The 6,641-nt window shown below is 45.1% G+C and carries 6 protein-coding genes; 5 read left to right on the top strand and 1 reads right to left on the bottom strand.

The genetic code is table 11. From position 1 onward, the window contains the following. Positions 1 to 327 precede the first annotated feature (327 nt). Both F6K63_RS03755 and F6K63_RS03750 read left to right on the top strand, forming a co-directional pair. Complete coding sequence (locus tag F6K63_RS03755) at positions 328 to 528, top strand: hypothetical protein (protein ID WP_287310852.1); 201 nt, start codon at positions 328 to 330, stop codon at positions 526 to 528. 315 nt (positions 529 to 843) lie between these two features. After that, positions 844 to 987 (top strand): hypothetical protein, encoded by a 144-nt coding sequence (locus F6K63_RS03750; protein WP_193431516.1) that lies wholly within the window; start codon positions 844 to 846, stop codon positions 985 to 987. A gap of 188 nt (positions 988 to 1,175) precedes the next feature. On the opposite strand, the gene F6K63_RS03745 is transcribed toward F6K63_RS03750, so the two are convergent. Further along, complete coding sequence (locus F6K63_RS03745) at positions 1,176 to 2,678, bottom strand: zinc ribbon domain-containing protein (protein ID WP_071106010.1); 1,503 nt, start codon at positions 2,676 to 2,678, stop codon at positions 1,176 to 1,178. 680 nt (positions 2,679 to 3,358) lie between these two features. Between F6K63_RS03745 and ccmO the strand changes: the two genes are divergently transcribed. The 3 genes from ccmO (at position 3,359) to F6K63_RS03730 (ending at position 6,554) form a co-directional block, all read left to right on the top strand. Further along, on the top strand, positions 3,359 to 4,126 hold the full coding sequence (ccmO, locus tag F6K63_RS03740; RefSeq protein WP_287310850.1) for a beta-carboxysome assembly protein CcmO: 768 nt from the start codon (positions 3,359 to 3,361) through the stop codon (positions 4,124 to 4,126). Positions 4,127 to 4,252: 126 nt separating this feature from the next. Further along, the gene (locus tag F6K63_RS03735; RefSeq protein WP_287265183.1) at positions 4,253 to 5,158 is read left to right on the top strand and encodes a LysR family transcriptional regulator; all 906 of its coding nucleotides are present in this window, start codon (positions 4,253 to 4,255) and stop codon (positions 5,156 to 5,158) included. A gap of 133 nt (positions 5,159 to 5,291) precedes the next feature. Then, the gene (locus F6K63_RS03730; protein ID WP_287310848.1) at positions 5,292 to 6,554 is read left to right on the top strand and encodes an RNA-guided endonuclease InsQ/TnpB family protein; all 1,263 of its coding nucleotides are present in this window, start codon (positions 5,292 to 5,294) and stop codon (positions 6,552 to 6,554) included. Positions 6,555 to 6,641 lie beyond the last annotated feature (87 nt).

The raw sequence follows: 6,641 nt of genomic DNA, 5'->3' as shown, positions 1-6,641 counted from the left end.
AAAACCAGATGATCGCGCATTCATTCCTTGATTCAGCAACGCCAAAAAATCTGTATAACTGAGATCTTGCACCATTGTCATTAATCGTAGGGTGGGCAGTGCCTACCAACGCGCTTTGCAAGCTTCATTATCTGTCTGGTGCACTGCCCACCCTACATGAACCAAGCTTATTGAGAATGGGGCAAGAGGTGAGTATAACTTATTACTAGGATAAGCGCTATCAAATAAACAAGGGTTTAATTATCTGTGATTTAATCTAAATTTCCGGCGTTGCTGATTATGGGTATGGTTTCGCCCCCCTAGCCCCCCAATTCTGCGGTGCGACCCGTGGCGAATTTAATTCGCCGACGGAAAGCGCACCGGTGGGGGAACAAAACTCTCAAGCGATGCAGCGCGGTCTTGGGGAGGCAGCGCGGTCTTGGGGGTTCCCCCCACTCGCTATTGCCGTGGTTTCCCCCACTCGCTATTGCATCAAGACAAGTCCCCCAGAATTGGGGGACCCACGGGGGCTTTAATAAAACCAGATGATCGCGCATTCATTCCTTGATTCAGCAACGCCAAAAAATCTGTATAACTGAGATCTTGCACCATTGTCATTAATCGTAGGGTGGGCAGTGCCTACCAACGCGCTTTGCAAGCTTCATTATCTGTCTGGTGCACTGCCCACCCTACATGAACCAAGCTTATTGAGAATGGGGCAAGAGGTGAGTATAACTTATTACTAGGATAAGCGCTATCAAATAAACAAGGGTTTAATTATCTGTGATTTAATCTAAATTTCCGGCGTTGCTGATTATGGGTATGGTTTTGCCCCCCTAGCCCCCCAATTTTGCGGTGCGACCCGTGGCGAATTTAATTCGCCGACGGAAAGCGCACCGGTGGGGGAACAAAACTCTCAAGCGATGCAGCGCGGTCTTGGGGGTTTCCCCCACTCGCTATTGCATCAAGACAAGTCCCCCAGAATTGGGGGACCCACGGGGGCTTTAATAAAACCAGATGATCGCGCATTCATTCCTTAATTCAGCAACGCCAAATTTCCTGCTGCTATAGACAAAAGGACTCGAAAGCCAATTGTGAGAACTTTGATGAGATACTCTTAAACCGTCATTAATCTGGATAATCCGGTATAAAACGGTCAAGGTGCAATTTATTGTTGCCTGAGGGAGGAGTGGTAGTCAGCAATTGGAGTCAAGCCTCCCACTCATCTGTCTAGGCGTTCCTGGCATCTCGACCAGGAGTTCCTTAAAAGCCTTAGTTTTGCTATGCTTGCAATTAAGCAATCCAAGCTCGATTGCATCAAGTAAACTAAGTCCCATTCCTTCCAAGAAACGCGCGGTACGACGCAACAATACTGCCTGTACCTCGGTTTTAACCATGTACCGGGTGATTTCCTGATCCGTACCTCTGTCAAGGATATTTTTGGCAGCATTATGGTCAGCCTGCAACACGACCCCATTAAATCTGGTAAAACTGTCCCCGCTTCTTTTCCCCAGAAGGGTTCCGGTCACGGAGTCAATTTGCGACGTGTAACTAGGCTGGACTTCTTTCACAACCGACCCAGTCCAATTAGCCCATTTCTGTAACGAATCCCGCATTACTCCTTTCATCCAACTATTGAGCTTGCGAGACATCGCCTTGGACTGGCGTTTATTTTTGATTGGTTGTGTTAAATCTTCCGCAAAAACTAAGAGTGATTCGCCATTAAACAGCGATTTAGAAGCAGCTCCTATTATTGCTGTAAGCTCTGACTGATTCTGTCTGTAGCGCTTATTTTCTGTCTTTCGGTTTAAATTATTTTTTAGTATTCGAGCCGATTTGACTGGATCTAGTTTTTCCAGTTTTCTATGTATTGCCCAAAGCTTCCCTCGATTACGATTCTTGGCACAAATACGGTCGGACTTTTCAGTAGTCGCCTTGCCCAAGTTCAAACCATGCCCTTGGCCATCTGAGTCATAGAAAGCCTCTGTGTACCCTTTATCTATCCCAACAGGACGGCGGTTGGCGGGTACTTCTACGGTTCCATAGTCTACTAAGAAGTGAATCTCAAATCTTTGTAAAGTTTGATTGTGGATTAATCTAATCTGCCCACTTATTTGGCGATTAGATCTGACGATTATTCTGTTTCTTTTTCCTCTTCTTAATCCAGCTAGCTCTAACTGATAAGTGTTGCGGGAGAGCCTTCTGCACTTATAGCCTACTTGTTGATAAACTATCTGATTTTTGACCCAAGAATGTCCTCGCTGAAACTCCTTTCTGATCAGTCGGTGAAGGAGTGGACTGTCCATAAATGCTAAGGTCTTAAGCTGAAAGCAAAGTTCTTTTCTGGTCTTTTGATTGTCCTTCCCCGGAAATCGTTTGTAGATTTTCTTGATTACCGCATCGGTACAGGCCGCCTGGCTCGCTGTAATGGCTTTCGCTACATCATTAATAGTCCAATCCATTAACTTAGCAGGTAGCCCCAAGGTATCGGGAGTCCTGAAGCTCTTCACTTCCGGGATAGCCTTTTTCCAGTCCAGTCCCCAATGGTTAATGCTTCCGAGTTTGTTGTAAGACTCAGCCCTGACGACACCTAGTTTTTTCATTACCTGCAACAACTCAAACTCTACCGACTTACTCATCCCCACCACGGGGACAATTTGAGTCGATAGTCTCTTGGGATAGCCCACTTTCTTTGGCATCGTCAACTGCTGTGTCTTCTTTCTTGACTATACTCTAGCGCTAGCAAAATGTCAATGTCGGTTTTGTACAGTTAAATACCGTTTTATACCTATTTATTGGGGTTTAGTTGCGAGACTAGCAGGAACGCCATTGGGATAGCTAGAACGACATAGGTTGGGAGTGTCAAGCCAACAGCCACCCCATATGCCTCAATGTAACGCTCTATAGTTAGTTGTCCTAGCAGTTTCGCCTCCAGTTTTATTAATATAATTAATTATAGTTATAAATTATTGTTATAGCGGTTTTCGTAGTAATGAGGTCAACAGGATTTTTTCCCACTTCCGTTCCCCCCTTATTAAGGCTTCCGTTCCCCTCTTATTAAGGTCCCCCCTTATTAAGGGGGGTTAGGGGGGATCCCTTTCCCGACTCCCTACTCCCGACTCCCGACTCCCGACTCCCGACTCCCGACTCCCTACTACCGCCCAACCCTGCGACTGTGTACCTGACCTATTTGAGAAATGCTAGATCATACCGGTGGTCGGCACACCACTCCCAGACAAAACCCATGCCAATCATCTAGTCCAATCCCATTAGCTACTTCTTGATTGACCCTTGTATGTTACGGCTTTACACGTAACTTTCTAAACTTGATATAAGCCAACAAGTAACAGCCGACAACCAAAGAGAGGTCTTCTGTCTGATGGAGTTATACAAACCTGGGCTTGTCCCTGACGATCCCTTGAGAAAAAGAAAACGGTTTAACCAAGCCTCCCTAGGTTTAGTCTCTACTCTAAGTTTTCCAGTAATTGTTAGTACTGCTGACGCCATGCTCAAGTCAGCAGAAGTTACCCTTGTGGGTTATGAAAAAACTGGTAGTGGTCACTGCACTGCCATTGTGCGGGGAGCGATCGCTGAGGTGAGAATTGCTGTGGAATCGGGTAAGGATTATGCTCAACGAGAGGGTGAGTTGCTCTCTTCGACAATCATTGCGCGACCACTTCCCAACCTGGAAGTGATATTTCCCATCGGTGTTCACCTACTCGATCAAGTTAACCAAAATCATCGTAGCCGGGTCAGTAATCATGCCCTAGGTCTTTTAGAAACCAGGGGATTGCCAGCAATGGTTGGTGCCTCGGATGCCATGCTCAAAGCTGCCAATGTACAGCTTACTGCCTACGAAACCATTGGGGCGGGTTTATGTACTGCCATTATTCGGGGTCGTGTGGCAGATGTAGCCGTTGCTTTACAAGTTGGAATGGCTGAAGCCCAGCGTATTGGTGAACTAACCGCTGTGACAGTGATTCCTAGACCTCTTGAAGATTTAGAGAAAAGCTTGCCAGTAGCGAGTTGCCTGATGGAGGAGCAACCACAACCCTTGAGAATACCAGTTAAGGTAAAGGAAGCAGAAAAAGAGCTAGTAGAACTACCAGATTTAAGAAACTTACCCATACGTACCAAAGATTCATAATAGCTACCATGGAAAAAAGTCCACCATGAACACTATGAAACTCTCTTTTCCCCATTCCCCACTCCCTACTCCTGACTTTAAAGACTGTCAAAGACTAAGATCTATATCCTCATAGGAGTAATATCATTGAAGCAAGCCACATTGCATCAGTTAAGGGTCTTTGAAGCAGTCGCTCGGCACCACAGCTTTACACGAGCTGCAGAAGAACTGTTTCTCACCCAACCCACTGTCTCTATGCAGGTGAAGCAGCTAACCAAAGTTGTTGGTATGCCTCTGTTTGACCAGGTAGGTAAGCGAATCTACCTGACCCAGGTTGGTGAGGCACTAGTTAAAACCTGCCGCGATATCTTTGAGAATTTAGACCAGTTTGAGATGAAAGTGGCAGATCTCAAAGGTTTAAAACAGGGGCGTCTGCGCTTAGCAGTGATTACAACTGCGAAATATTTTATTCCTCGTTTACTAGGTCCGTTTTGCCAGCGTTATCCAGGCATTGATATTTCTCTGCAAGTCACCAACCACGAATACATCCTTGGTCGTCTCAGTGAGAATCTAGATGACTTATACATTATGAGTCAGCTTCCGGAAAACCAGGAGACCTGCTATAAACCAGTGCAAGAAAACCCCCTGGTTGTGATCGCACGGGTCGATCATCCTCTAGCTCAGGAAAAAAATATCCCCCTTAAACGTATAGCTCAAGAAACCTTTATTATGAGGGAGCCTGGTTCGGGAACACGCAAAGCTGTACAAAAACTGTTCGATTACCACCAGATTTCACCAAAGGTGCGGCTGGATTTGGGGAGTAATGAGGCAATTAAGCAAGCGATCGCAGGGGGTTTAGGAATTTCTGTATTATCTCGTCATACCTTAGTTATGGAAGGGGTTAACTCTGAGCTGGTGGTTTTGGATGTAGAACACTTTCCGATCGAGCGTTACTGGTATGCTGTCTATCCACGTAGCAAACAACTATCGATTGTTGCTGGTACTTTTCTAGATTATCTATTGAGTTCAGAGCCACTGATTTGCCAAAAATAAGATTGGTCAATAGCTCAAGCAAACCAGCTGTATCCTCCTTTTGACCAAAAAATTGGGTTTCAAGCCCCGTCCTTCTAGGACGGCTTTATTTCTTTTTGTGCTATAATATGACGTAGAGTTGTTCCACGTCAAAATGATAGTTTTAGAGTTTAAGGTCAAGGGGAATAAAACTCAGTATGCCGCCATTGATGAGGCGATACGCACTGGTCAATTCGTCCGAAATAAGTGCATCCGTTACTGGATGGATAATAAAGGTATAGGACAAAAAGACTTGTATCGCTATAACACGTGGCTGAGATCTGAATATCCTTTTGTTAAAGACTTAAATTCTCATGCCTGCCAAGCTTCAGTGGAAAGAGCTTATAGTTCAATTTCTAGGTTTTACGATAAATGTAAAAAACAAGTCCCTGGTAAAAAGGGTTACCCCAAGTTTAAAAAGTTCTCCCGGTCAGTTGAATACAAGACATCGGGCTGGAGACTCTCACCTGATACTAAGTCGATAAAATTCTTAGACAAAAAAGGAGTCGGAAAACTAAAACTAAAGGGAACCTGGGAATTGTGGCGTTACGACCATAAATTGATCAAGCGAGTCAGATTAGTACGTCGCGCAGATGGTTATTATGTTCAATTCTGTGTCAAAGTTGATATTAAGGAATCTCTAGATCCCTCACATACCAACGTTGGATTAGATGTAGGGCTAAAAGAATTCTACACAGATTCTAAGGGAAACACAGAACCAAATCCAAGATTTTATCGTAAGGGCGAGAAGCGGCTGAAGTTTTATCAGCGCCGAGTTTCTCGTAAAAAGAAAGGCAAGGCCGTAGGCCACGCTTCGCGAACAGCTAACCGTAAGCGCGCCATTAATAGGTTAGGTAGGACGCACCTTAAAATAAGTAGGCAACGTGAAGAACATGCGAAGAGACTCGCCCGTTGCGTAATCCACTCTAACGACGTGGTCGCTTACGTTCGCGAAGCGTGCCGAAGGCAAGATTTAAGGGTGAAAAATTTGGTCAAAAATCATTGTCTTGCTAAGTCTATTAATGATGCAGGTTGGTATCAATTTAGAAGGTGGTTAGAGTATTTTGGACAAAAGTTTACTAGGCAAACGGTAGCCGTTAATCCTGCTTATACTAGCCAAAATTGCTCAAACTGTGGTGAAGTTGTCAAAAAATCGCTATCTACTAGAACTCATGCATGTTCATGCGGGTGTGTGTTGGATTCGCCGAAGGCGACGCTACGCGAACGCGATCATAATGCAGCTATCAATATTCTAAAAAGAGCTTTGGGTACTGTAGGGCATACAGGAACCTGGATCATCGATCCAAACGCTTTAGGAGATCCGACCTCTACTCTTCCTGATTCCGGTCTGGAAGAGCCACGTTGGGTCGTTGATTAAAGAATCCCCGCTCTTATAGGGCGGGGAGTGTCAAGGAACAGCTGGCTATTAAGCTTTTGTGCAAAGGTGCTATTGCTCAATTGGTTG

It is taken from the genome of Moorena sp. SIO1G6 (genome assembly GCF_010672795.1).
Lineage (GTDB): Bacteria > Cyanobacteriota > Cyanobacteriia > Cyanobacteriales > Coleofasciculaceae > Moorena > Moorena producens.
This window is presented reverse-complemented; position numbering and strand designations above follow the sequence as displayed.

Bases quoted from the DNA above. Each gene is read 5' to 3' on its own strand.
- F6K63_RS03745 (WP_071106010.1), bottom strand. From the start codon at position 2,678: ATGCCAAAGAAAGTGGGCTATCCCAAGAGACTATCGACTCAAATTGTC.
- F6K63_RS03730 (WP_287310848.1), top strand. From the start codon at position 5,292: ATGATAGTTTTAGAGTTTAAGGTCAAGGGGAATAAAACTCAGTATGCC.
- ccmO (WP_287310850.1), top strand. From the start codon at position 3,359: ATGGAGTTATACAAACCTGGGCTTGTCCCTGACGATCCCTTGAGAAAA.